The 24,835-nt window shown below is 55.1% G+C and carries 20 protein-coding genes; 10 read left to right on the top strand and 10 right to left on the bottom strand.

All coding sequences use genetic code 11. From position 1 onward, the window contains the following. Nucleotides 1-4: 4 nt before the first annotated feature. Entirely contained in the window at nt 5-1,315 is a 1,311-nt protein-coding gene (locus QMZ18_RS07880; RefSeq protein WP_282605730.1) for an FAD-binding oxidoreductase, read from the top strand. A gap of 91 nt (nt 1,316-1,406) precedes the next feature. Here the strand turns inward: QMZ18_RS07880 and QMZ18_RS07875 are convergent, their stop codons facing one another. From QMZ18_RS07875 to fmdA, 3 genes are all read right to left on the bottom strand, one after another. Next, the gene (locus tag QMZ18_RS07875) at nt 1,407-1,733 is read right to left on the bottom strand and encodes a zinc ribbon domain-containing protein (RefSeq protein WP_282605729.1); all 327 of its coding nucleotides are present in this window, start codon (nt 1,731-1,733) and stop codon (nt 1,407-1,409) included. Nucleotides 1,734-1,825: 92 nt separating this feature from the next. Next, nucleotides 1,826-2,341, bottom strand: coding sequence for an AmiS/UreI family transporter (locus tag QMZ18_RS07870; RefSeq protein ID WP_282605728.1), 516 nt, complete (start codon nt 2,339-2,341; stop codon nt 1,826-1,828). A gap of 255 nt (nt 2,342-2,596) precedes the next feature. After that, nucleotides 2,597-3,835: a formamidase gene (gene fmdA, locus QMZ18_RS07865; protein WP_282605727.1), complete on the bottom strand. Its 1,239-nt coding sequence runs from the start codon at nt 3,833-3,835 to the stop codon at nt 2,597-2,599. Nucleotides 3,836-4,251: 416 nt separating this feature from the next. On the opposite strand from fmdA, the gene QMZ18_RS07860 reads away from it, so the two are divergent. Beyond that, on the top strand, nt 4,252-5,010 hold the full coding sequence (locus tag QMZ18_RS07860) for a response regulator (RefSeq protein WP_282605726.1): 759 nt from the start codon (nt 4,252-4,254) through the stop codon (nt 5,008-5,010). A 13-nt stretch (nt 5,011-5,023) separates the two neighbouring features. On the opposite strand, the gene QMZ18_RS07855 is transcribed toward QMZ18_RS07860, so the two are convergent. The 5 genes from QMZ18_RS07855 to QMZ18_RS07835 form a co-directional block, all read right to left on the bottom strand. Then, nucleotides 5,024-7,501 carry a response regulator gene (locus tag QMZ18_RS07855; RefSeq protein WP_282605725.1) on the bottom strand — a complete coding sequence of 826 codons (2,478 nt, stop codon included), beginning with the start codon at nt 7,499-7,501 and terminating at the stop codon, nt 5,024-5,026. Between the two features lie 214 nt (nt 7,502-7,715). Beyond that, nucleotides 7,716-10,391, bottom strand: a complete 2,676-nt coding sequence (locus QMZ18_RS07850) for an ATP-binding protein (RefSeq protein WP_282605724.1) — start codon at nt 10,389-10,391, stop codon at nt 7,716-7,718. A 517-nt stretch (nt 10,392-10,908) separates the two neighbouring features. Next, a complete protein-coding gene (locus QMZ18_RS07845) occupies nt 10,909-11,052 on the bottom strand; it encodes a hypothetical protein (protein WP_282605723.1) in 144 nt (47 codons plus the stop codon). 339 nt (nt 11,053-11,391) lie between these two features. Further along, nucleotides 11,392-12,492, bottom strand: coding sequence for a BMP family ABC transporter substrate-binding protein (locus tag QMZ18_RS07840; protein WP_282605722.1), 1,101 nt, complete (start codon nt 12,490-12,492; stop codon nt 11,392-11,394). 94 nt (nt 12,493-12,586) lie between these two features. Then, on the bottom strand, nt 12,587-13,327 hold the full coding sequence (locus QMZ18_RS07835) for a GntR family transcriptional regulator (protein ID WP_282605721.1): 741 nt from the start codon (nt 13,325-13,327) through the stop codon (nt 12,587-12,589). Between the two features lie 200 nt (nt 13,328-13,527). Here QMZ18_RS07835 and QMZ18_RS07830 point away from each other — a divergent pair, with 200 nt between their 5' ends. From QMZ18_RS07830 to QMZ18_RS07800, 7 genes are all read left to right on the top strand, one after another. Beyond that, nucleotides 13,528-14,400, top strand: coding sequence for an aromatic ring-hydroxylating dioxygenase subunit alpha (locus QMZ18_RS07830; RefSeq protein ID WP_282605720.1), 873 nt, complete (start codon nt 13,528-13,530; stop codon nt 14,398-14,400). A gap of 124 nt (nt 14,401-14,524) precedes the next feature. Next, on the top strand, nt 14,525-15,313 hold the full coding sequence (locus QMZ18_RS07825) for an aromatic ring-hydroxylating dioxygenase subunit alpha (protein WP_322097171.1): 789 nt from the start codon (nt 14,525-14,527) through the stop codon (nt 15,311-15,313). Nucleotides 15,314-15,349: 36 nt separating this feature from the next. After that, a complete protein-coding gene (locus QMZ18_RS07820; RefSeq protein WP_282605718.1) occupies nt 15,350-17,113 on the top strand; it encodes a Rieske 2Fe-2S domain-containing protein in 1,764 nt (587 codons plus the stop codon). An 8-nt stretch (nt 17,114-17,121) separates the two neighbouring features. Next, the gene (locus QMZ18_RS07815; RefSeq protein WP_282605717.1) at nt 17,122-17,775 is read left to right on the top strand and encodes a glutathione S-transferase family protein; all 654 of its coding nucleotides are present in this window, start codon (nt 17,122-17,124) and stop codon (nt 17,773-17,775) included. A 729-nt stretch (nt 17,776-18,504) separates the two neighbouring features. Then, entirely contained in the window at nt 18,505-19,203 is a 699-nt protein-coding gene (locus tag QMZ18_RS07810) for a hypothetical protein (RefSeq protein ID WP_282605716.1), read from the top strand. Nucleotides 19,204-19,235: 32 nt separating this feature from the next. Continuing rightward, nucleotides 19,236-19,682, top strand: a complete 447-nt coding sequence (locus QMZ18_RS07805; protein WP_282605715.1) for a DUF3293 domain-containing protein — start codon at nt 19,236-19,238, stop codon at nt 19,680-19,682. Further along, nucleotides 19,679-20,755, top strand: coding sequence for an NAD(P)-dependent oxidoreductase (locus tag QMZ18_RS07800; RefSeq protein WP_282605714.1), 1,077 nt, complete (start codon nt 19,679-19,681; stop codon nt 20,753-20,755). The genes QMZ18_RS07805 and QMZ18_RS07800 overlap by 4 nt, the downstream gene beginning before the upstream one ends. Nucleotides 20,756-20,779: 24 nt before the next feature. On the opposite strand, the gene QMZ18_RS07795 is transcribed toward QMZ18_RS07800, so the two are convergent. Further along, nucleotides 20,780-21,718 (bottom strand): LysR family transcriptional regulator, encoded by a 939-nt coding sequence (locus QMZ18_RS07795; protein WP_282605713.1) that lies wholly within the window; start codon nt 21,716-21,718, stop codon nt 20,780-20,782. A gap of 175 nt (nt 21,719-21,893) precedes the next feature. Here QMZ18_RS07795 and QMZ18_RS07790 point away from each other — a divergent pair, with 175 nt between their 5' ends. Next, nucleotides 21,894-22,016 carry a hypothetical protein gene (locus QMZ18_RS07790; protein ID WP_282605712.1) on the top strand — a complete coding sequence of 41 codons (123 nt, stop codon included), beginning with the start codon at nt 21,894-21,896 and terminating at the stop codon, nt 22,014-22,016. A gap of 357 nt (nt 22,017-22,373) precedes the next feature. Here the strand turns inward: QMZ18_RS07790 and QMZ18_RS07785 are convergent, their stop codons facing one another. After that, complete coding sequence (locus QMZ18_RS07785; protein ID WP_282605711.1) at nt 22,374-24,824, bottom strand: ATP-binding cassette domain-containing protein; 2,451 nt, start codon at nt 24,822-24,824, stop codon at nt 22,374-22,376. Nucleotides 24,825-24,835: the final 11 nt, after the last annotated feature.

The raw sequence follows: 24,835 nt of genomic DNA, 5'->3' as shown, positions 1-24,835 counted from the left end.
GGTCATGTCAAAACCCGCCGTCATCCCCCGGCACACCGACAGCAACGGCTGGTGGAACAGCCTGGCTCCCCCGCCGGTACCGCGCAGTCTAACCGGTCGGGTACGGGTGCGCACAGCCGTTGTCGGCGGCGGCATTTGCGGCGTTTCGGCGACCAACCGGCTGGCCGAGCTCTGCCCGGACGAGGAGATTTGTCTCATCGAGGCTGAGCGGGTGGGATACGGCGCATCAGGCCGCAACGCCGGCTTCATGCTTAACTTGCATTCGCATGGGGCACCAAAGCAGCTCGAAATCCTGCGACGAAACATGCAGCTCTGGGAGGCGGGACTCAACAGTTTGCGGCGGAAGGTCGAGAGCTGGCAAATCCAATGCGACTGGAGCGAGGCCGGGCGGTTTTACGGCGCGGCGGGGCCGGATGGCGAGAAACACCTTGGCCACATTGCCGAGACGCTGGATGCGCTGGATCTGCCTTACACCTGGCAGGGGCGGGACGCTCTGGAACAGCGGATCGGCACGGGATTTTATTCGAACGGTCTGCACACCGGTGGCAACGCGCTCGTCAATCCGGCAGCGCTTATGCGGGGCCTTGCGCAACACTTACCCGCCAACGTTACCCTATTTGAAGAAAGTCCGGTCACTGAACTGGAACCTCTCGACAACGGCTATAAGATCTGGACTCCTGATGGAGAAGTCATCGCGGATCGCGTGGTGCTGGCAACAGGGGTTTTCCTTAGGCAGTTCGGAATCGCGACGGCGCATTTCGTGCCGATGGCCACCTATGGCAGCCTGACCGCGCCGCTTGACCCTGCCGCCCTTTCCGTCTTGGGCACGGGAGAGGAGTTCGGGATGCTTGGCGGCTCCGAGTACGGTGCGACTATCCGGCTTACCTGGGACAAGCGGCTCTTCGTACGCAACTATTTCAACTTTGTTCCAGGTGCGCCCGCATCGCGCGGACGCGTGGCGGAGATTTCCCAGATGCACCGTCGGGCAATGGCGGTGCGCTGGCCGGATCTGTCGGACCAGCCCTTTGAACACAGCTGGGGCGGTTCGATGGCCTTCACCCGCAACAACGGCACAGTGTTTGGCAGCTTCGGGCCAAACCTCTATGCCGTGCTCACCAATGATGTTTCGCCGATGACACGGGGAGAGGCAGCCGGAAGCCTTCTGGCAGAGTACATGGAGAACATAGATAGCGAACTTCTTTCACTGCAGCTGTCGATACCCGGACCCAGCCGACTGCCGCCGCGCCCATTCCTGGATTTGGGGATCAGGCTTCGCCACGGTTACCTGCACCTGATCGCGCGGGATGAATTTTAATCGCGCGGTCAGATCATGAAATCCTCAACCTAGAGCAGATCAGGGCTAGATAGGTTCGCCATTGGCGTTCTATCGTACTTGTAAATTCGATCTAGTGCCCGATCATCCAGGGGCGAGAGGGGCCATGCTTGTGTTTGTGCCCGTGATGGCCGGAGCAGGCGTGCCCTTTGTGTTTGGACGAACCCCCTTCATCATTGGCCGATGGGGTGCTGCTCATTTTTGGCGTGTCGGCGCTCTTTTCGTTGCGCTGGTGTGCGATACGATTGAAAGGATCCATGTTGGCGATATAGGGGGCACTGAGTGCTCTCTCGGACTGGCGATCGCATGTCGGGCAGGGGAAAGGCGCTGCTGACAGGCTCATCGATTGCCATTCCGTAAAGGGTCCGCAGTTCGTACAGGTGTAATCATATATCGGCATTGATAAGCCTCCCAAGCAGCTGATCGGTGACAAGGACGTCGGTTTTCAAAGCGTTTTACGCGCACTCACCTCTCCGCTAATGCGACCGCAGATCAGGCTAAAACCCCGTCCAGCAGGAGATAACCCGGCAGCCAGCCGGTCAGGACACCCTCAATCGCGGTTACCGCTCCGGTCACCTTGGCGATTGGCTTGCGCAGGGCCAGCAGTAGAAAGAACATGAACCAGAGTACCGCCCAGGCTGCCCAGCAGAGGCCAAACCAGACGTCCCATGTGGTTGCAGCGTTCCCGAGCGTGTCGATCGCGACAGGTACAACGGTAATGGCGACGAAAAGACTGAACCAGCCCAGGCCTCTGCCATCGACGTTTTGAAAGCGGTTATAAGCAACCCAGAGATACGTGAATGTGAAAAGCAGGGTTAAACCGGCGGCCTTGATGGAGCCGGCATCGGCACTTGGACCGAACGCGAGGTAGAACGCGACGGAACCGGTAACGACTCCTGAGAAAATATTGATGATCGCAATCTCGCGATCGTCGACATGACCCAGGAGCCACAGACCGTTCAGGAAAAGCACGGCGCCCACGTAGAGCAAGGCAAATCCTAGCAGCATAATGTTGTCCTCCAGAGTATTGCACTTACCAGGCCGCTTCTGGTCAGGCCCGATTGGGCCCTAAAGTGACCTGGGTGGCAGCCGGTTACGGCAGGCTCGTGAGGGGTGTGGATGTGCCACACCCCTCACGAGGGTTTTTGCCTTGAGTCTGATCGTTTTCCACTGGATCAGTGAGAAGCGTGAATCAGCCTGACCTTCGAATTGGCGGAGGGCGATTCACGTTCTTGACCGTTTTTCGCCAAGAACGATCGGACTCTAGCTGCAGGAGGCTGCGTCGGCTCCGAAATCTTGCTTGGTTGGCCCCTTTGCATTCGGCTTGATATCGAAGTCGAAAATGCTGGTCGGAATCGCGACGGTACAGCATGCGTTCGGAATATCGACGATCCCGCTCACACGGCCTTCGATCGGCGCAGTTCCCAAAATCATGTAGGCCTGCTCGCCGGAATATCCGAATTTCTTCAGGTATTCCACGGCGTTCAAGCATGCCCGCCGATAAGCGACGGTGGCATCGAGGTAATGTTGTTCACCGGTATGCTCGTCGACCGATACACCTTCAAAAATCAAGTAGTCGGAGTAGTTGGGTTCAACCGGACTCGGTTGGAAAATCGGATTGGTGATACCGTATTTTTCCATCCCGCCCTTGATCACGTCGACACCGATGTCGATCCAGCCAGCCATCTCAATGGCGCCGCAGAAGGTTATTTCACCATCGCCCTGTGACCAGTGAATGTCACCCATCGAAAGCCCGCCACCAGACACATAAACCGGGAAATAGACCTTGGAGCCACGGGACAGGTTTTTGATGTCACAGTTACCGCCGTGCTCGCGACCGGGAACTGTGCGTGCGCCGTCCTTGCCGGCCGCCTCGCCGGCGGCGCCGCTCATCTGACCCATCAAGGCTGTCGTGGTGCCCGCGAGGCCATCCGGTAACGTACAAAGCGGAGGCACCCGGTCAGGGTCCGTATTGAACAATTTGGCTTCGCGGTCATTCCATTTCTTCAGCAACTCGGCTGAGGGCAGGGTGCCGATCAAGCCCGGGTGGATCATACCGGGAAATCTTACGCCCGGAATGTGCCGTGAGCTCGTATAGACCCCGTGGAAATCCCAGCACGCCTTCCGCGCGGCCGGAAAGTGCTTGTCGAGGAAACCGCCACCGTTCTCGTAGGCAAAAATGCCGGTGAAGCCCCATTGCGAGTCTTCGAGCCAACCTATGTCATTGATATCCACGACCAGCAGGTCGCCAGGTTCGGCGCCCTCGACGCCGAAGGGCCCGCTCAGGTAGTGCACCTTCGACAGATCGACGTCCCGGATGTCGTTCGCGGAATCGTCGTTCTTAATCTGGCCGCCAGTCCAGTCGTAACACTCGACACGGAACTCGTCTCCGGGTTTGAACCACTGAGCAATGGGTATGTCCGGATGCCAGCGGTTATGGGTTTTTACCTCCTGCTCTTCCGGCCATTTGTTCATTTCGGCTTTAAAGACGGTCTCCGCCATTGTGATTCCTCCTTGTACAGCAACTGCAGCTTCAGGCGTGGCGGCGTAAAGCTGGTTTTGCCTTGTTCGTCAGAGAGGAAAGACTAGCGCCCTATTGTAATGGCTTTGCGTGCAGCCTGTTTGAAATTGTAAAGTTTTGTAACCAAGGTATTATTTTTGTTCCTGCGCGTTAAAATTTGTCGGATCCTGGAGCTCGACCCGATCTTACGGAACCATTTGACCGGGAAGGTTTTCTGTTCCGGCGAGATGCGGTTTACGATGCGGTGGCGACCGATAAGTCGCAATGCGCTCAACAGGGCGTCTTGTCGGACGAGACCCTAAGAACAATCAATCTGATCTTAGAACCTGAAAGTGCTCTAGCCCTTGCGTAGTCTCTGAAGCGTTTCTCTAAATGTTACAGGCGACCGGTCAGCAACATGAGATCTTCACATATAGAAATGGTCGAGCCCAATCAGTCTCAGTGTGTTCTGGTTGTTGATGACGATCCGCGTATCTGCCGATTGCTGAGCCGGTTTCTGGCGGCGGAGGGCTATGCCGTCGAGCTGGCTTCAAATGGCCGGACCATGACGCATCTGATGAACGCAAAGTCGATTGATCTGGTGATTCTCGATTTGCGATTGCCCGGCGGAGAAGATGGCTTGAGTCTGGCTCGGCAGATCCGGGCCGAGTCAGATGTCCCCTTGATTATGCTTACCGGCCGGAGTGAAAGCGTCGATAAAGTTGTCGGTCTCGAGATCGGTGCCGATGATTATGTCACCAAGCCTTTCGATCGTCGTGAACTGTTGGCGCGTATTCGCAGTGTGTTGCGCAGATCCTCATCGAAAAAGGCGCAAACTGCGTCAACGGACGGAACGGTGTCCGTGCTGCATTTTTCAGGATGGGCTCTGGATCTTTCGCGCCATGAGCTGATTTCGCCGGAAGGGCAAAAAGTCGAACTGACGAGCTATGAGTTTCAATTGCTTGCCGCCTTGGCGCATCAGCCGGCGCAGGTTCTCTCTCGCGATCAAATCCTAGAGCTCATTGCGGATAGAGATTGGCAACCCTTCGACCGCAGCATCGATGTACTCGTTGGAAAGCTCCGCCGGAAGCTCAGGGATGATCCGAAAAATCCCAATTTGATCAAGACGATCCGGGGCGTCGGATATATGTTTACGCCGGCCCTGACGCAAGGCTGATGCAGGACCTTTCCTATCCTGAAGAAGATCGTGAATCTGAGTCCAGTGCCTGCCTGACACGAAATGCCAGCTCGTTCTTCACAAAAGGTTTTTTCACAAACGGGAACTCGTCATCTGCAATGTGAGGCTGAACTGTTTCATCGTCATAGTAGCCGGATGTGCAGATAACCTTAAGGGTGGGATACTGATTCTGCGCCACGCGGGCCAGACCGACACCATTCAGTTCTCCCGGCAGCACAACATCCGTGAAGAGAAGGTCGATCTTCGCATGCTCGGCCAACAGCGCTAATGCATCCGCTCCGTCGACCGCTTCCAGGACATCGTAACCAAGACGCGTCAGCATAGTCTTTGTTGTTTTGCGTACGTCACGACGATCTTCCACCACGAGGATGCGTTCTCCACTACCCTGTGGTGGAAGTGAGTTTATGGCGAGAAGTTCCGGCTCGACAGATTGGGTTTCTGATCTCGGAAGGTAGAGTTTCACGACAGTGCCTTTTCCAGGCCTGCTGGAAATCTCCAAATGACCTCCGGATTGCTGCACAAAGCCGTGGACCATGCTCAGGCCGAGGCCGCTTCCACGACCGACTTGCTTCGTTGTAAAAAACGGCTGTAAGGCGCGCGCAGCGACGTCTGGGTCCATGCCCATTCCCGTATCGCTGATCGCAATTCGCACGTAGTCGCCCGCGGTCAGCTGTTCCTGATCTCCGCTGTCCTGTTCAAGGCTTATGTTTCTTGTCTCGATCAACAGCTGCCCACCGTTGGGCATAGCATCGCGTGCATTGACGGCGAGATTGAGGAGGCTTGTTTCAAGCTGGTTATGGTCGATGGTAATGGGCCACAGATCTTCGCTCAGGCTTTGTTTGATTTCTATGGTTTCGTCGAAGGTGCGCTTCAGCATGCGATAAAACCCGGCGACGATGCTGCCGGCGTCAGCCAACTGCGGATATAGAACCTGGTTTCTTCCGAAAATAAGCCATCGGTTTGTCAGTTCGGCGCCGCTCTTGGCCGCGGACATTGCATCTTCGACCAACTCCCGTGCTTCGGCCGTGTTTCGAAGTTCATCCATGATGAGATCCAGATTTCCCGAGATGACGGCGAGAAGATTGTTGAAATCGTGTGCGATACCCCGGGTGAGCTGGCCCAGTACCTCCATCTTTTGTTTTTGACGCAGGCGCTCCTCGGTGCGTTTCCTCTCCGATATGTCTGTTGCAATGGTGCCGATGGCGATGAGCTGTCCGTGTGCGCCGAATACCGGAAACTTGGTCGCCAGGACGGTGTGGCTGATGCCGTCCGAAAAAGGTATGTCGAGCTCTTGAACGACGGCCTTACGAGTCTTTGCAACCTCATCGAATTGCATATTGTACAAGCGCGCAACCGGCAACGAAAAGAGCTGATCGGACGTCTTTCCGACAACATGTTCCTGCTCAAAACCGTGCCAGGATTCAAAGCGCCCATTTACGACCAGGAACCGCCCTTTCAGGTCCTTTAGCGAAATGAGAGATGGAGAGTTATCTATGATTTCTCGAAGCCGCTCTTCGCTCAGCGCCAGGTGTTCGCGTGCGCGCACGAGCCGGATGGCCTCATTGGTAAAGGACAGCAAAATCAATACAAGTTCATGATCTTGCTCCGAAATCTCGAATTCTTCTGCGGTGAGGATTGCCAAGACACCCAACGGCTGCTGGTCATCGCCGATCAGTGGAAAGCCCACCTGCGCGCCGAGGGACTGCTTTGCCGTGCTTTTTTCAATTGGCGTGAAGCTATCCGCCGGCATGGAAATGGAAACCGGATGATTGCGTTCGAGAACCTGTCGAATTAAGGGGCTTTCGGAAAGCTGCTGGATTTCTGCGGATGATGGTTCCAAGCCGTTTTTGCCGATGAAGTTTTCACTCTCTTTCAAGTATATTGCGGCATGGCAGTTGTTCAGGCTTCTGACGACTTCCTGGACAGCCGTACGGCAGAGATCAAAGAGCGTCGAGCAACTGGAAAGCTCCTGTATGCTTTCGACCAGCAGTCGCAAGCGGGCATTGGTTTCCTCGAGCTCGAGGTTGCGCCTCAGTAACGCAGCCTCGGCTTCTTCACGGCTCTTCGTCAAATTAATCCGCTCGAAACAGCGTTCCAGCGTCGCAACCAGATCTTCAGAAAAGAACGGCTTGCAGAGGTAATCATAGGCACCTGCCTGCAAGGCTTCGATCGCTGTTTCAGCAGAGGCATATGCTGTCATCAAAACAGCAATTATGTCTGGATACTTGCGGCCAAGGTCAGACACGAGATCAAGTCCACTGCGCTCGCCCATTCGAATGTCAATGAGGGCGACGTCCACGGACTTTTTTTCCAACAGGTCGAGAGCTTCCGAGGCACCATAAGCGCTTGCGACACTAAATCCCTCCAACCTCAGGAGGTGAGACAAGCTGTCGGCAAAGTCCCGGTCGTCGTCGACGACCAGTACCCGGCGCCCAATTACGCCATTGGAGGATGATTGCCGATCACTCATCCCAGTGCGCGTCCCTGTTTCGGTTTGTCTATTATTATAATTGTGATGCAAATATTGGCGCTTACGAGACGAAAATCTCAATTACTTAATAATCAATTCCAGGTTGCATGAATCGCAATATGGCGATGTATTTCAAATATTTGACGCTCGCTGAGTGTGTTGGTTCTAAAGTCTGGTCACTAAATTCTGAACAGGTGATCAGGGCAAATCAGCGTCAGGGACCAATCGCTGCCGAGCTCTTTGCATTGGGTTCTTCCCTCATGACCGGCAACCAAATCGTCACGCTTGTCCCTTTGCCCAAATCGCTTTGAATGGAAATATCGCCGTCGTGGCGTTCGACGATCCTCTGCACCAGGGGTAACCCCAATCCCACTCCGAAGGCCTTGGTGCTGAACAAAGGTTTGAAAATACTGTCTGCATCTTCCGGACTGATTCCGCATCCATCATCTACAATTCGCAATTCGACCTGCTTGCCACGAGTTCTTGTCGAGATGGTCAGGATACCTGAAGGAGAGGTTTTGTCGTCTTGCGGCACGATCGCTTGGTGGGCGTTCTGAACAAGATTTACGATCGCCTGCCGAAACTTCTCGCTGTCGATGAGAACTTTTGCACCGGATTGGAAGTCCGTCTTCAAGTGGACGAATTCCGGTAGCGTCTGTTCCACGACCTGAGCGGCAATCCAGTCATCAATCTGAACTGCTCGTGAGCGGATTTCCTTGTTACGGGAGAATTCCAGCAGATCTTCAATGATATGGGCGCAGCGCCAGATATTGCGCTGCATACGGTCGAGCTCGTCCTGTATCGGCGGGTCCGTATTTTTCAGGTATTTGCGCACAACGGATATGGACGAAAGTAGGGTCCCTAAGGGGTTCCTGAGCTCATGACTTACCGTGGCGGTCAACTGACCGATGGTCGCGAGACGCTCGCTTTGCATCAATTCCTGACGTGTTTCGGTCAGCTCTTCGAGCGAGGCGACCAGTTCTCTCTCGGCCAGTTCTCTGCTTTCATGGGACAGCACGATCCACCAAGCACCAATACAAATCAGTACGAGTGAAACAAGGTATACGCGAAGCAACAGCCGGACATTGTCGACCTGGGACGCAGTCGGGTCCAGTTCGATCATGCGATAGGCCAACAAGAAAAACGCCGCTGTCACAACGGCCAACGCCAGAAATACGCCCAGAAACTTGGCAAGACGCTGAATCAAATGTGGGGGGATCATGCGCCTGAGATGGCTGAATTCCAGCTCGCCCGCTTTGGCTGCGCTGAGGTTGTCGGGCGACTTGCAGACGTCATGGCAATGAGCATCGAGGCTGCAGCAGAGAGAACAAATAGACCCTTCATAAAAGGGACATTGCGCCATATCCTGCGCTTCGTAGGCATAGCTGCAGATGACGCACTGTACGGTCCCAGAGCCTGCAGCTTCATCAATGAGGGGAGTGTCTCGCGCGATGTAGTAGCGTCCCCGCGTTACGACCCCGATGGCGATGGCCGCGGCAAAGGACGTTCCGAGCGACAATGCGGCCGAATAGGCCTCTGCCACGGCGCCGAGAGTTCCGGCAAAAGCCGCCAGCGATATGACCGATGCGATTGCCATCGCGCCGCACCCGACCGGATTGACGTTGTAAAGATAAGCCCGTTTGAATTCGATGAAGGCCGGGCTGATACCAAGCGGCTTCAGAACGACGAGGTCTGCGAAGATCGCACCGATCCATGCGATGGCGAGTATCGAATAAATCGCCAATACGGTCTCCAGCGTCTCGAACACCCCCATCAGCATTAACAGGAGTGAGATCAGGATGTTAAAGATCAGCCAAACAACCCGGCCCGGGTGATAGTGGGTCACGCGTGAATAAAAATTGGACCAGGCCAAGGAACCGGCATAGGCATTCGTGACATTGATCTTGACCTGGGAAATCAGAACAAAGAGGGCTGCCGCCGATAACACCACCCAGGGGTCGTCGCTGACGTATTCATAGGCCTTGATGTACATGTGGATGGGTTCGACCGCGTTCGAGTAGGCCAACCCGGCACCCACTGCGATAACGGCGAGCAAGCTGCCGGCCAGGATCTTGAGGCCACCGATGATGATCCAACCCGGACCGGCAGAGATCACGGTGCACCACCAGCTGAAGCGGTTTTGGGCGGTTTTATCTGGCAGAAATCGTAAGTAATCGACCTGCTCGCCGATCTGCACGACCAGTGCAAACAAGACGCCTGTTGCGGCTCCGAACTGCAGATAGTTGAATTCGGACGCGTCGCCACGCGCGCCGGCAAAGTGGAGCCATTGGCTCAGGACCTCTGGTTCCTTGTAAAAAATAAAGACAAAAGGGGACACCAGCATGACCAGCCATATGGGTTGCGTGATGAGCTGTAACTGGCTGATCCAAGTCACGCCGAAGAATGTGATCGGGATGATAACGATTGACGACGTGATGTACCCAATGACGATCGGCAGGCCGAAATATATCTCTAGCGCCTGCGCCATAATGGCGGCTTCCAGAGCAAAGAATATGAAGGTGAAACCTGCATAGATCAGTGACGTGATCGTCGAGCCGATATAACCGAAACCGGCTCCGCGTGTGAGCAGGTCCATATCGACATTGTATCGGCTTGAATAGTATGCAATCGGCAAATTGGTTATGAACACGAAGAGGCAAACGATGATGATGGCGGGAAAGGCATTGCTGAAGCCGTAGTTCAACGTGATCGCACCGCCGATCGCTTCCAGTGCCAGAAACGAGATGCCGCCCAGAGCGGTGTTGGCTATGACGAAAGGAGACCACCTCCTGAAAGACCGGGCCGCATAGCGCAGGGAATAGTCTTCCAGAGTCTCATTCGCGACCCAGGCTTGATAGGAACGCCTTGCCTTGATTGTCTCTGACTTCATCAGCGCATCTCACGCCCTAAGTTGAACCATCAAGTGATGTTTTATTGCCGTTCAGATTGGGTGCTTTATCACAGCTGCATCGAACGAACGGGCATAGGACTATTGGAAGACGTAGCGTGTCGACCCGGTGTTTTCTCGCTTGGGCGATTTTGACACCGATGCGGTCTTTGATGAAAACGGTGTCCCTGTAACAGTATCCGGGTGGAGGGAAAAAAGCGAATGTTTGAGGGGAAGAGGCCGACCTATGCGGTGGGACGAACCTGTCGCTAATAACATTCGTCTTCACCTGATGCTGGTATCAGAGGCCAGGTTTCTCAGAGAACTTTTGCTGACATGTCCTATTGCAGGATTGGCAATGCTCTTCTAGTACCGGAACTTCAATTTTAAGGCTGAGAAGATCAAATAATTCGAACCTTTTTTCGAAATACCATAAATAAATCAAGTGATTAAATATAAGTTTCTAAGGAATTCTGCTTCGGAAACCGTGACGAATTCAGGCCAACTCCATTGGGATAGCTCAAACGATTTTTCCCGAAACGTTGGTCAAGTCATGATGCAGCCAGATCGAGCGTATTCCGAAGGACGACACGTTGCCCAGCTTGCCTGCCAGATTGAGGAGGCCGACTTTGTGGCGAATGATCTTCCAATTACTCCGCCGCATGAGGGTTACCGCCGTGACGTGATTTGATGGTTGGGTTTGCACCTCCATCAAAATCGGTAACCCTCACTCTTCCAACGGAGCAGTGTCAGATCAGGTTGTAACTCATACACATTAAGACCCCGCAAAAAAATCGTGTTCGTCTACGCCGGACTCAACAACCATTTCGATCAAGAACGCCGTCTCAACCGCTGCGAAAGCCTTTAGATGAAACGCGGAGCGGCAACAGCCGAATGGTGTCAGCCGGCAGCTTAAAGCATTGAGCTCTCGCCGATCGCAGGTACTGGTTCGTCTGCCTGACAAAGCCCGTTCGTGTGATAACGCTGCTAGGAGCCAATAGCCTCAACTGAGGTTGCCGGTCATCCCCTCGACAAACCAATTGAAACCGCGGATTTCGCCGTCAGGCAACACAGAGCCGGCGGTAACTTTGACGTTTCCGTCCTGATCTTTTAATTCACCTGCGTAGGGGTGAAGCGCCCCCGATGCCACATCTTCTTGCGTCTTGTTGATTGCCGCGACCGCCTCGGCAGAAATCTCTGGGTTTAGGGGCGACATCTTGACGACGCCATCAGAGAGACCCTGCCAGCGTTCGCTTGTTTGCCAAGTGCCTGCTGCGACCGCTTTCGCTGCGGAAACATACACGCTTGACCAGTCAAGCGTGAACGCCGTCAGATGACTTCCATTGCCGAATTTGGACATATCGCTGGCGTAGCCAATGGACCATACGCCCTTTTCTCCTGCCACCTGAACGCCTACCGGGGTGTCGGTCATCGAGCAGATGATATCGCATCCCTGCGAAATAAGCGTGATTGCGGCGTCTTTTTCCTTTCCCGGGTCGAACCAGGAATTCAGGAAGATGGCGCTGCAGGTCACGTCAGGATTGACACTTTGCGCGCCGAGCAGAAGGGCATTCGCCGGCCCAATAATATCGGGAATCGGGAAGCCTCCGATAAAGCCAATCTTGGCCGACTTGGTCATGTGCCCCGCAGCAACTCCAGCAACATAGGTACCTTCATAATATTTGGCTTCGAATGTGCCGAGGTTTGGCAGATGTTTGATGCCGGAGCAGTGTTCGAAGGCAACGTCGGGAAACCTTGGAGCGACCTTCTGCATGGGCGTGCCGTGCGAGAAGCTTGTGCCGAAAATAAGCTTGTGACCACTGGCTGCCAGTTCGCGGAACACACGCTCGGCATTCTGTGGATTGAAAACACTGTCGATCACTCTGATCTGAACCTTGTCGCCGAGTTCGGCCTTAATTGCTTCAACGCCAAGGCTGTGTTGTTTCGTCCAGCCAATTTCGGAAATGGGTGACACATACACTGCGCCTACCTTCAGAGTTTCCTGCGCAGCCAGACGGTCACTCCAAGGAGCTGTCGCAAGCAAGCTGCCGGCAGCGGCGGAGTACTTCAGGACTTTCCTGCGTGTTGTGTTGCCAGTCGTCATTTTTCTCTCCCACATTTTCGTTGTGTTCCGATTTTTTCCGGATTGTAGATATCGCCTGCAAAATTCGCGTTTATCAGCTGACTCTAGATCGGTTCTAGATGCCGGCGGCCGCGAAAGAATTCTTTTGCTCCTCTGCTGTAAGGAAAGGTGAAAGCGCTTCATCCAATGTCATTTGAGGGTAGTTAGACATGTCCATCACGTACCCTCGGACGACATGGTGATGATGGGATTCGATGAGGCTCATGGCCTGCTTCACGCGTCCGCGTTCCAGCAAATCCACGATTTTTGAATGCTCGTTCAGCAGATTGCAGTAGTCGAACCGGCTGTTGTACAGAGAGCGCAACAGATGTGTGCGCTGGACAATCTGGGAATGAATCTCCTGGGCCAGCCGGTTGTTCGTCAAACTGACCAATAACTCATGAAACCCCGCACCAAGGTTGTCCGCCAATTCGTTGTCGCCCTGGTCAATCGCTTCGGCCTGAAGCTTTATGTGGTCTCGTATCTTCTGCCAGTCGGCTGTCCCAAGTCGCGAGGCCAGTTGGACAGCAACCCCCTGCTCGAACAGCGTTAGGGCGTCGTAAATCTCCATGGCTTCCTGCAGGCTGTATCTTTTGACGAAGGCGCCCCGATTTCGTTCGATGGTCACCAACCCCTCACCAGCAAGCATGAGCAGCGCCTGTCGGATCACAATCCGGCTGCTGTCGAATTTTTCCGACAACTCGCGCTCGCCAAGTTTGGTCCCGGGTACGAGACGCTGCGCCAAGATTGCTCTCCTCAGCGTTTCAGATATCTGTCCTGACTTGTTGGCCAACTGATTATCTGCCCCTTTTTCCACAATGCATGACAATCACACCCATTCTTCCGTCATAAAGTGTAGTCCATATTCAGTTTTTTGCTTGTCAAAATTAATTTGATTGTATTTCAAAATAAAGAGAATTGGTATCCAATCTGGTGTTGCTATGATGTTAGCTTACGGCAAGTCATACTGCCGAAATTCGCCGAACGGTTGGGGTCTCCGGACTCAGGAGGGCAAAAATGACGGCGCGACGGGTCAACGATTGGTTGGAGCAGGAGCTACTGGACGATTGGCACGTCATTGCCGATCTTGAATCGATGGAAGTAGGCATCGATCGTCGAACCAAGCTATTTGGCGTAGATCTGGTTGCTACAGTGTTTGCCACGTCAGAAATCCGTGTCGAGCGGCCGGACACCGGCCGATCTGTCGCAAGTCAAAAGAAGTACGGTTTTCTTTGGGCCTCACTGGGCTCTCCGGATCGCGATGTTGTCGAGATCTCTGAAGCGCGGGAAGTGGACCGGCACCTTGTGACCGGCGGATCAATCGCAGTGAATGTTTCCGGGCTGCGCCTCGTCGAAAATTTCCTGGATATGGGGCATTTCCCCTTTATCCATACAGATTACCTAGGTGTGGAGCCGCACACCGAGGTCCCGCCTTACTCGGTCGAAATTTCCAGTGATGATGAGTTATGGACCAGGGACTGCAGATTTTTTCAACCTGTTGCCTCTCCGACCGCCAAGGGCGGATTCATGGTGGACTACGTTTACAGGGTCATCCGTCCTTACACAGTTTCTCTATACAAAAGCAATCCCAACCAGCAGGAGCGGATGGATTCCATTTATCTGTTCGTCCAGCCTGTGGATGAAGAGAACTGCGTGGCGCATCCATATCTTTGCTATCTGAAAGACGGGATTGATGAGGCAACCGTTCGCTGGTTCATGCAGCTGATCTTCGCGCAAGACAAGCCGATACTGGAAAATCAGTTTCCTAAGCGTCTGCCGCTGGATCCGCGCGCGGAAACACCAATCCGGGCTGATGCCAGCTCCGTTTTCTATCGTCGTTGGCTGCGAAGCCACAAGATAAACTATGGGGCAATCACTGCCGCCGGCTGATGGCGGGAGGCAATCGAACCCAACTTCAAATATGGCGGATACGATAATGGCAGTTTGCTCGGACAAAACGGTGTTGAACCAATGGTACGCAATAGGCGCGACAGAGGAGATAGAGCCCGAGAGAATGACGGAGACGGTTCTCTTGGAAGAAGAGCTCTCCTACACCGTCGATGCGCTCGGCAGCCCGAAGGTCTGGCGGACTGGACATGACGCAGGGGAATTAGTGCCGTCACAGTGCGTTTATGGTTATGTCTGGACCTGCCTAGGTGAAGCTTCGGGTGAAGTTTTCGCTATACCCGAATTTTCCGAGCCAGATCGCCGAAACATGAATGCTGCGACGATCGGCGTGAATGTTTCCGCGCCGCGCGCGATCGAAAATTTTCTGGACATGGGGCATTTCCCCTATGTGCATACCGATATTCTCGGCGTCGAACCACATACGGAAGTAAAGGAATACGACGTTGAGATCTCCATTGAGAACGACGAAATCCTGGCAACGCGCTGCCGTTTCTTCCAGCCTATGGCGTCGCAAGCGTCCGGCGGCGGTGCAGACGTCGAGTATATTTACCGAGTCCCACATCCGTTCTGTTCGGTGCTCTATAAATCCAGCCCCGTTGACGACAAACGCATGGATGTTATCGCCGTGTTCCTGCAGCCGGTCGATCAGGAACACATCCGAGCTCACATGATGTTATCCGTCCTCGACGAAGACAACGACGACAAATCCATTCGCCTTTTCCAGCAGACGATTTTTGGTCAGGACAAACCGATCCTGGAGAACCAGTTCCCTAAGCGCCTGCCACTGGATCCCCGCGCGGAGACCCCCATACGGGCAGACAAATCCGCCATAACCTATCGCCGCTGGTTAAGCCGCAAAGGCATTACTTACGGTGTGATACCCGCGGCCGCCTGAACTGCTGCAGGGCTCGAAAGATCCGGAGACAGGAACTTGGAAACACAGCATCGAAAATGGCACCCGATTGCAGCAAGCAGCGATTTGCCACTTCGCCACACTTTTCACGGTCAGTTGCTTGGCCGTGAGTTTGCCGTTTGGCGGGCCGACGATGGCTATGTGAATGTCTGGGAGAACAGATGCTTGCACCGGGGCGTTCGGCTTTCCATCGGCATCAATGATGGGGCTGAACTGAAATGTCAGTATCATGGCTGGCGCTACGCCAACCGAACGGCAGGCTGCACCTACATTCCCGCCCATCCGGCGGATGCGCCGGCGCGTACGATCTGTAACCGCACCTATCCTGCGGTGGAAAGATACGGCCTGGTTTGGTCAGGCGAAACACCCGATGGTGAACTACCGGAAATCTCGGAACTGGAAGCAGGCTCACCCTGTGCATTACGCGCTATCCCGGTTAATGCGCCCGCTGATCTGGTCACGAAACGGCTTGCTGAATACCGGTTCCAGCCAAACGCAAAGATTGATGGGCAGGGCGCGGAAATCACCGTCGAGACGGCGCAAGATGGCCACCTCTCTTTGTCTTCAGTCGATGGGGAAGTTTCGACAAAGCTTCTGCTTTTTGTTCAGCCCGTCGATTCAAACCGCACCGTCGTTCGCGGCGTATTGAGTGATCGTCCCAAGCAGGAAGACGAGCTTCGCGTTTTTCTCCACCATAGTCGGCGCCTTTCGTCTCTGCGGGACCTGATTGAGGCGGAGGCAGCTGGACTGCCGGTTCCGGAGCCCATGCAGCCGGTCATTCACCGGGTGTCCGAGGAACTGGCTTCCATGCCTGAGCAGACCCTTTCAGGGAGAACGGCCCCGCTTCGCGTAGAGGTTTCTCGTAAATGGGAAACCGCGGCGGGCATCGCCGGTCTTAAGCTGGTTCCTGTTGGCGAACAGCTACCGACTTTCCAGCCGGGAGCCCATATCGATGTTCATATGCCCAACGGACTTGTCAGGCAGTACTCGCTCACCAATGGGCCAGGGGAAACCCGGCACTACACAATCGGCGTTAAACTCGAACCGGATTCACGCGGTGGATCGCAATGTATGCACAGAGAAGTTCGCGAAGGCGATGTTCTGGCGATTTCGGAACCGCGTAATAACTTTCCGTTGCGCCGCGATGCCGTCAAGACGCTGTTTGTCGCGGGTGGCATCGGCATAACCCCGCTATTGTCTATGGCGCGGGCGCTACACCATTCCGACCTTCCCCACGAGCTGCATTATTTTTCGCAATCGGAAAAACATATGGCATTTCCCGAAGTGCTGGAACGACTGGGAAGCGGGGTGGTGCCTCACCTGGGTCTCGACCCAGCCGAAACCGGAAAACAACTCAAGGCGATACTCAGCAGATACCAGCCGGCAATGCACCTTTACGTCTGCGGTCCCGGGCCGATGCTGGAGGCAACCCGAAAGATCGCGGCAGACCATGGCTGGCCCGATAACAGTATTCATTTTGAGTATTTCAAGAACACCAACGAAGTCGACGACAGTTCAAGTTTTGAAATCGACCTGGCCCGCTCAGTGATGACGTTGCAGGTGCCGGCAGGGAAGACCATTCTGGCAGTTCTCCGGGAAAACGGTGTCGATGTCCCAAGTTCCTGCGAACAAGGTGCCTGTGGGACATGTCTGACGACTCTGCTCGAGGGCGAACCCGATCACCAGGATGTTTATCTCAACGAAAGTGAAAAGAGCAGCGGCAACTGCATTATGACCTGCGTGTCACGGGCCAAGTCCGGCCGCTTGGTGTTGGATATCTAGAGGTTGGGATGATCACGCTTTACGACTACGAACTTTCAGGCAATTGCTACAAGCTGCGCCTTTTCATGAGTATGCTCGACATTGAGTATGAGGTAATTGCAGTCGACTTCTACCCGGGGAAGGAACACAAGTCCGAGTGGTTTTTGGAAATCAATCCGCTGGGACAGCTACCGGTCCTTGAAGATAATGGCTTCGTGCTGCGGGACGCTCAGGCAATTCTCATCTACCTGGCGTCCAAATACGACGCGGGAGGCAAATGGTATCCGACCGATCAGCCCCAGACACTTGGCGATATAAGTCAATGGCTGGCTTTTGCCGACAGCATAACCTCCACGTCTTCAGCGGCCCGGTTGCACGATGGTTTATTTTATGACTTCGACATTGAGGCCTGCCGGGCGGGAGCCCACCGCTTGTTTCGTATCTTCGATGAGCATCTTTGGTTTGCCGAGAAACAGAACCGAAACTGGATTTGCCCAGGTGATCACCCGACCATCGCGGACATCGCCTGCTTCCCTTACGTAATTCTTTCCGAAGAAGGCGGCATCTCTCGTCAGGACTATCCGGCGATCCGCCGTTGGACCGATCGCGTCAAACGCATTCCAGGATTCGTGGTCATGTCAGGTGTGTTTCCTGCGGGACCAGCATTCAAAGCTGCCGGTTAGCACGTTGTCAGTTGTCCTGCCTGCGCGCTCGAAAGAGTGGCCCAGCTGTTGACCGATCTTGGTGATTTGAATCCGCTGTTATTTATTTTCGCCGGCGCACTGGGCTTTATTACGTTGACGCGGGAGCTTCATGCGTCGGCTCTGTCGCAGGGTTGCTCAGCGCATCATTTGTAGCGGCTTAATCAAGCCAATTTCGGACTTCCCCTCGTGGTTTGCTACAGAACTCCCGCACCATCTATCCGGTGGGTCCCGCTCGTCGTTGGGATAGGGTTTTAGCGCTGCCACCATAGTCCTCACTTCAATTCTTGCCTCTTGCCCGCAGTTTCGTGGTCCGGGGGAGTGGCATGGGTCTGCATCTCAAACCAAATCCCCGGACCAGCGGCAGCGAGGCCATCCCGGTATCGGCGTAGATGCGCTGGAGTCCGCCTGGGCGCCGGACGGCTTTATCAACGAAAAGTTTTATTGAAGCTCCCGAAAGTTTGCCATTCACAGCTGTATGACCGCCATTCACCCCTGTTCAATTGTCGGGGCTGCCTTCGCTACAAATATCGACGGAAAGAACTTCTTCCTTTTCGTACTTGTGAGGGCTGAACCGTGGTTACGACAGTGGATTTTAGGCAATTTCTTCAAAGGTTTTCCGAGAATTTCAAGCCGTATTACTTCACCATCTGGCAGAACATGCATAGTCAAGAGGGCGTCAGCTGCACGGCCGGAGCCAGTCGAATCAGGATGACATCCGCAAAAGGCTTGCCGATCGCCGACGCTTTCCACGAACTTCAGCATCAGCCTGATGAAACCTTCACCCGGACCAGCTACAAACAACTCTGCGGCGAGATGTATCTGCAATATGCCTTCGCCACGGAACATCTTGGAATCAAGATTGAACCCTATCTGGAAAGCGGCGACCCATACGAGAACAGCAGGGCCATGAGGACCGATGCCGTCACAAACAAGCATCTCTACTTTCTCCCGACAACGGATCAGGCCTTCGGCTCCGGAACGCCTGATATGACCGGCAATTGGATGACGCGGGAAACCGATATCGAGGTTGCCGGCTACCCGCTGCTGATCAACGATGTATTCCGTGCCGTGCATGATCTCTTCGGCCATGCGATTCCCAACACCACATTCGGACCCAGCGGTGAAGAGCGCGCCTGGCACTGTCATTCCCGCATGTGCACGGCGCTGGCCCTTCCGGCCCTGACGACCGAAACGCGGGGGCAAAACTGTTGGGTCAATTTCGGGCCTCATATGCGCAGTGGGGCCGGCAAGCTTCATGACGACGGAAACCCTGGCTGGCTGCCACCTTCACAGCGCCCCTTCGCGGTTCAGAAAAACGGTCTGTTGCCAAGCTGGATCAGCGGCATTGCGCTGATCCAGGATGCCCACGGCCTCATTCAGTGCAGAGAAGAACAGCGCCTGCACTGAGAGACTCTCACATAATTCGAGGTGATCCTCCCATGACCTTCAATCCCACTCTCTGGCGGGCCTATCAGACCGCAACATTCGAAGTCCTGCTGCCGGACAGGACGATCACGCTCCACCCCAATGCCCGTCACCGCGAATTGGACAGACTGCTTGCCAAGCACGAGGCGCAGTCCTGGGCCATCGTCACGGCTTTCAACCCCGGTTCGGAGAGACTACCGCCGGCCGAGAATGAAGTCCGCAACGGCATTCTCTACACGGACTGCATGACACGTGGATACAAAGTGATAGCGGCGCGCGGCGGGAGCTCCGACTGGGGTTGGGAAGCAAGTCTCCTTCTACTGGATATCGACCGGAAGGGCGCGATCGAACTCGGCCGGCGCTACGGCCAAAATGCGATCCTTTTCGGCCGGCGCGACGAAGCAGCCCTTCTCCTTTCCTGCCAAGGAATGAGCCACCTCCTCGAGGAACCACAAGCATGACATCGCCATCTCACGGGCCGTTTCAGGCGGCTTACGACCTCTTTCCTGAGCATGAGATTCCCTTCCTGCAAAGCGCCAAGAAGCGCCTGGAAAGAGCCCGACCCTACGAAGGTTTGAAAATTCTGCACAATATTCCGCTGACCATGGAATCGCTGCACAAGGTGCACGCTCTTCTGCTTGGCGGCGCCGAGATCAGCGTGACCTCGCCGAGCTTCATGGAGCCAAAGGCCGACGCGATCGCGGTAATGAAGGCCGCAGGCGTGCCCGTCCTTCTCGCGAACGACCCGCTGCCGAGCGAGGTCGACGTGACCCTGGATTGTGCGGGTGAGCTAATCGATCGCGTGACGCCTCGCATTGGCGCCGTCGAACTGACAGGAACTGGCACGCAGCGTTATCTCGCCAGAACAGACCTCAATTACCCCGTGATCTCGGTCGATCAGTCATCTGTGAAAAACCTGGAAGCGCTTCTTGGTACGGGCGACGCATTTGTTCGCGCCTTCGTCGAGCTCACAGGAGAGAGCCTCAAGGCGCGGTCGGTTATGCTGTTCGGTTTCGGTAAGGTCGGACAGGGAATTGCCCATGCTCTCGCGCCCAGTCACTGCCAAGTTACGATCGTGGAAACGGATCCTCACAAGATCGGCCGCGCCTCCCGGGCGGGTTACGTCTGCATCGATGGCGCCGATCGCGCGTCTGTCGAGCAGGCCGCACGCGAAGCCTTCGTCGTGGTTACCGCCACGGGCAGGAAGGGAATCGTTTCGGAGCTTTATGACCCAACCGCATTCCGAAACGCAGCTTATCTCGCCAACATGGGCGGCGAGGACGAATTTGGCTCTGCCTTCAGCGCATCGGAGATCATGGTAGAGAAGAAGCCGATCAACTTCGCAATCGATCACCCGACACAGATCCGTTACCTGGATCCGGTTTTCCACGCGCACAATCTCGGCATCGAACTCCTGCTCTTTGCCAACCTCGCGCCGGGTCATTACGCCTTTCCGGAATTCATCGCGGAGGAGATCACCTCAACCTGGCAATCCCTCTTCAATCTCGATATCTCCAGTCTTCTGGCGCAGTAAATCCAGATCCGAGGGGCCATGCCGTCAATCGGCCAGATCCACCTTGGTGACGTCGATGATGAAGTCGATGACAGCGCGGGCGCGCGCAACGGCCTTCAGATCGGGATGAAACAGCACCCAGACCTGCTCCTTCGCTGTGACGATCTCCGGTAATAGCTGAACGATGGGCGATCCGGTCCGCACCTGATAGTTCACCTGATAATCTGGCAGCATACCGATCCCCATGCCGTCGGAAACCGCTTGAAACTGCGTGCTCATGCAGTTTGTTTTGATCACGCGACGCGCGGCTGGCGCAATGTTGGCCAGAATCTGACTCTGGCAGGATGTCTCCAGTTCGCCGCTCAAATCCACGAAACGATGTGCTTGCAGATCTTCAAGGGATTCCGGACGCCCAAAGCGTTCCAGATAGCTTTCGCTGGCGTAGAGGAAGAACTTGACGCTGCCCAGCCGCCGGCCCACGAGGGATTGCTGCGACGGGGTTCCGATTCTCACGGAGACGTCCGCCTCCCTGTCCATCAGGTTGAGCTTTGACGAATTCAGGATTAGATCCAGGGTGATCGATGGATAGGAGGCCGAAAAGCCGGCCAGGTTCGGCGCGATGAGATTGAGGCCCAGACTGCTTGGCGCAGTTAATATCACGTCACCTTCGTAGCGGGCGTCGGCGCCGTTCACCGCGTCGGTCAGCAGAAAGGTTTCGCTCTCAATTTTCTCGACGTATTCCAGAAGAACGCGTCCTTCCTCCGTCAACTTAACCCCGTCTTTTCCCCGGGCAATCAGACGCGCGGCGAGACAGTCTTCCAGCTCACGGATTCGCCGGCTGATGGTTGGCTGGCTCTCGGCCAGATTTTTCGCCGCCTTGGAAATACTCTGCGAGCGCGACACAGCCAGGAAAATACGCAGCATATCCCAGTTGAGCGCCGACAGATCCCGGTGAGGCTGAGGAAGCGTCGAAGTGCTTTGCATGGTTCGCTCCAGTTAATGATTCAACACCGACGTAAACACACGAACACGGCAAAAATTCGCGTAACCGACTGATGAAACATGTAAATTAACTGTGATTTTTCGTGACGGGATGCGCGGGATTTCTCTTTATGCTCTGTTACGGGAGAAGTGGTTACGGGGTGTCTTGGAGCAATGAGTGCCTGAAGGACGTAAACGCCAAAACCGCGGACTGGCGCGGCTGATCCCCTTCGATCCGGCAATGAAAGCGATCAAACAACAGGGCGCCGGAAACGATCACACGCTTCTAAAGTTCAAGTGATACGCGCAAAGCAGGAGGGCATTGTTAGATGAAATTAACCTGGGACGCAGAATTGGACTGTCGGTGAAACATTTTCACAGCGACGTGCTGGTCGAATCGATGACAAGCCCGTAGGCGTTGCCTCATGCCGAAGAACTCCTATGCCCGCGATAAATTTCCACTAAGCGTCATCCGCCATACCGGCTGGCTATACTTGGGGTTCGCGTTGAGTCGCAGAGGCGTGGAAGATCCACTTACGGAGTGGGGGAGGGTGCTATCATCGAAACCGGTAACTCTCGCTCCTCCAACTGTGCAGTATCAGATAAGGTCGGAGCTAATACACTTCATGACATCATCCGATTTCATCTCTAACAAAGCTCAGCCAAACTGCTTGCGCCGCAGGATCTGCCGCCAAGAGGTAATTTGCAAGGTAAGTGCCAAGGCAACAATGGAGTGGAGTACGAGCAGTTGCGCTCCCTCGCTGTAGTGTCGTGCGACCATCTCGACGGTCTGGCCCGTTTCAGCATCGGCGATCAATACGGGGCCATCAGATTCGATGAAAACGGATTTCATTGCTTCTACAAATACGAAACTCGTTACCGTCGTTTCCGACAGAGTGCGGGCGATCTCGGGAAGGTAGGGTACGATAATTCCGGACAGGATGAGTTGCGGTACCAGCATTAAAGGTACGACCGTCGTTGCCTGTTCGGTTGTGTTGGTTACGGCCGATATCAACAGTCCAAGGCAGCAACCGGCCACGGCGGCCAGTACGGCAAAGCTCCATTGCAGGACCGGGTCACCCGGAATTTCCTGAGCGACCAGATATGTCAGCAGAAACACAATGCTTACCTGGATCACCGTAAAGCTTGCGGTCACGAGGAACTTAGACGTAACAAAGGCGACAGTTAAGAGGTTGACGTCGCTCTCGCGTTGAAAAATCTCGAGTTCGCCAACGATGTCTTTGGAGGCGCTGCTGCATCCAATCCAAAGGCCGGCGAGGCCAAGAAGCAAAAGCAACGACACCTTCGATTGCGTCACCGCCGTCGCGGGGCCGAAATCGGAAAATGCATAACCGATAAGGACGCCGATCAGCGTGCTCTGGACAAGTGCCATAATCCAAATCTGGGTGTCCGAGCCGAGCAACCAAAGGTTTCGGTGCGCTATCACAGCGGTCTGGCGTAAGCCACGGCTGATAGCTGCAAAGGGCTTGAAACCTTGTGACGGCGGAACGGATGTTGATTTCTCTTCAGCCTGAGGACTGGGCCTCGGGTGCTGCGCTTCGAACGCTGACCTCCAGTCGGAGGGTTTACGTTCCGGAAGCCGCGAAAAGATCTCTCCGAGTTTTTGGACGCCGAAGAATTCCAACGTTTCCGCCGGAGATCCGGTAAAGGCCATTACGCCGCCAACGTCCATGACGATCAAGCGGTCGCAATAGGCTTCGATGTTTGCGAGCGTATGCGTCACGCAGACGATCGTCATGCCTTTGTCGGCCATGGTCTTCAACAGCGCCATGATCGCCAGATCGGTGGTCTCATCCAAGCCGCTGGTGACTTCATCGAGGAACAGCAGCGCGGGTTTGTCGAGCAGTTCGTTCGCAAGACTGCAACGTTTCTTTTGCCCGCCACTCAGCCGGTCGATACGCGTATCAAGGCGTTCCGAGAGCCCGACTTCGCCTGCAGCGCGATCAACCATTGCAGCACGTTCGCCTGCAGACATATCAGGAGGGAGTCGAAGGCGGGCGGTATAGCCCAACGCACGGCGAAGGGTCAGCGGTTCGTGTAGCAGATTGTGCTGCGGCACCATCGCAATGACCTGTTTCAAATAGTCGAAATGTGCGTTCAGGTCCAAATCGTTAAACGTGATTTGGCCGCTTGTCGGCCGGACCCTCCCTGACATTGCATTCATCAAGGTTGATTTGCCGGAACCGCTTGGACCGATGATGCAGACGAATTCTCCGGCATCGATATCAAGCGTAACGTCATCGAGGATCCGCAAGGGTTCGGATTGACCGGCAATCTTGACATCCCTTGTCACGTTGCGCAGAGACAGGCCTGCCTCGGAAACCCGGTCGTCGACTTCTACGCTTTCGCCATCGTAGTCAAGGCGATAAGGACCGATATCCACCCTGTCTTCGGGGCCGACTTTTTGGGGCCCCTTGAGTCGAACCCCGTTAACGAAAGTTCCGGTTTCGCTCCCGAGATCTCGGACGACTAGGCCGCCGTCTTCGACTGTATAAAGTGCGTGTCGCTGCGAAATACCGGGGTGATCAAGAACGACATTTCCAGCACTGGCCGATCGACCGACCACAACACCTTTTCGATCGGGGACGAATTCCGCGACGACCTTAGACACGGGTTCCGTCGATATGAGCTGAGAGAGAATATCGTCATTCGGCCCGGCGTCTTCCCGTTGGTACGCCCAGCGGATTAGAACCGGTTGATCCCCAACCCGGTACAAGCAGGCAACGTCCGGAATGACCAAAGCGTTCTGGAGCGCCTTGGCCCGCCGGCGCGCATCCTGATCGCCCGCAGCTTCGAGCCGTTGTATGAGGCTGCGAATTTCGGCAACCATATCCCGCAGCTCGTCCCTTAAGGCTTTCGCCTGTGCCGCGGGGAGCTTTTCGAATGGCTGTACCGTCCCCAATAAGGGGCTCACCCAATCGACGATCCGGCCGTCCTGCGTCGGAACGGGCTCAGCGAACAAGGCTGCATGCCGAGGCCCCAGGGCGCTGTCCAACATCTGCGAGATAAACTCGTATGACCTGTCGCCCGGTCCGCCAAGCGGGCGAAGGCCTCCTAGTGTCGAACGGGTGATTCTCTGCTCAGCCAAAACGGTCTCCG

Source organism: Pelagibius sp. Alg239-R121, from assembly GCF_947331435.1.
GTDB lineage: Bacteria > Pseudomonadota > Alphaproteobacteria > Kiloniellales > Kiloniellaceae > Denitrobaculum.
This window is presented reverse-complemented; position numbering and strand designations above follow the sequence as displayed.

Coding starts and splice junctions, on each gene's coding strand:
- QMZ18_RS07880 (WP_282605730.1), top strand. CDS start 5: ATGTCAAAACCCGCCGTCATCCCCCGGCACACCGACAGCAACGGCTGG.
- QMZ18_RS07875 (WP_282605729.1), bottom strand. CDS start 1,733: ATGCCGATATATGATTACACCTGTACGAACTGCGGACCCTTTACGGAA.
- QMZ18_RS07870 (WP_282605728.1), bottom strand. CDS start 2,341: ATGCTGCTAGGATTTGCCTTGCTCTACGTGGGCGCCGTGCTTTTCCTG.
- fmdA (WP_282605727.1), bottom strand. CDS start 3,835: ATGGCGGAGACCGTCTTTAAAGCCGAAATGAACAAATGGCCGGAAGAG.
- QMZ18_RS07860 (WP_282605726.1), top strand. CDS start 4,252: ATGAGATCTTCACATATAGAAATGGTCGAGCCCAATCAGTCTCAGTGT.
- QMZ18_RS07855 (WP_282605725.1), bottom strand. CDS start 7,501: ATGAGTGATCGGCAATCATCCTCCAATGGCGTAATTGGGCGCCGGGTA.
- QMZ18_RS07850 (WP_282605724.1), bottom strand. CDS start 10,391: ATGAAGTCAGAGACAATCAAGGCAAGGCGTTCCTATCAAGCCTGGGTC.
- QMZ18_RS07845 (WP_282605723.1), bottom strand. CDS start 11,052: ATGCGGCGGAGTAATTGGAAGATCATTCGCCACAAAGTCGGCCTCCTC.
- QMZ18_RS07840 (WP_282605722.1), bottom strand. CDS start 12,492: ATGACGACTGGCAACACAACACGCAGGAAAGTCCTGAAGTACTCCGCC.
- QMZ18_RS07830 (WP_282605720.1), top strand. CDS start 13,528: ATGACGGCGCGACGGGTCAACGATTGGTTGGAGCAGGAGCTACTGGAC.
- QMZ18_RS07825 (WP_322097171.1), top strand. CDS start 14,525: ATGACGGAGACGGTTCTCTTGGAAGAAGAGCTCTCCTACACCGTCGAT.
- QMZ18_RS07815 (WP_282605717.1), top strand. CDS start 17,122: ATGATCACGCTTTACGACTACGAACTTTCAGGCAATTGCTACAAGCTG.
- QMZ18_RS07810 (WP_282605716.1), top strand. CDS start 18,505: ATGACATCCGCAAAAGGCTTGCCGATCGCCGACGCTTTCCACGAACTT.
- QMZ18_RS07805 (WP_282605715.1), top strand. CDS start 19,236: ATGACCTTCAATCCCACTCTCTGGCGGGCCTATCAGACCGCAACATTC.
- QMZ18_RS07800 (WP_282605714.1), top strand. CDS start 19,679: ATGACATCGCCATCTCACGGGCCGTTTCAGGCGGCTTACGACCTCTTT.
- QMZ18_RS07795 (WP_282605713.1), bottom strand. CDS start 21,718: ATGCAAAGCACTTCGACGCTTCCTCAGCCTCACCGGGATCTGTCGGCG.